Here is a 537-nt window from a genome sequence, read left to right as displayed (position 1 = left end):
GTCACCGCAGCCGCCATCACCGTCGCGGACGCCGAGCAGGCCGAACTCCGCCGCGAGCGTGACCTCGCCATCGCCCACGACCGGCAGCCCTACCCGACCGCGTGGGCCTACGAGCAGGCCTGCACTGCGCTGAACCGGAAGACCGAAGCCATCGACCGAGTTCGTTCCGTGCTGGAGTCGGAAGCCGTCGTGGGCCGGAGCGCTCTCGACTACCGGGGGCTGATCACTGCGGCGCTCATGGCCGCCGCGCCCGTGTCCGGTCCGGGCCGTGTGGCCGGCGAGACACGGCAGCCCGAGACGCAGGCAGCGGACCGCGTCGTCGCCCACGTACCCACCACGGGCACGGACCTCCACTGCCTGCGATGCGCGCCGCTTCCGCTCGGAGACATCTGGACGGCCGTCACGGCCGAGGAGTTGGAAGACGGCGGCATCTGCACCCAGTGCGGCACGGACGTCCTGATCCCGCAGCCCGAGACGCAGGCCACGCCGTGCAGCCAGCCGAACCACTGCGACGACGACGAACTCTGCGCCGTCCAC

At 71.9% G+C, this 537-nt stretch carries 1 protein-coding gene; it reads left to right on the top strand.

Features of this window, described 5'->3' with window-relative positions:
• Positions 1 to 537: hypothetical protein (locus tag ACYVGQ_RS18740; RefSeq protein WP_460786204.1), on the top strand; the 537-nt coding region annotated here is incomplete at both ends.

This window comes from Microbacterium tumbae (genome assembly GCF_054780175.1).
Note: the sequence above shows the minus strand (reverse complement) of the source record. Positions and strands in the feature narration are given on the sequence as shown.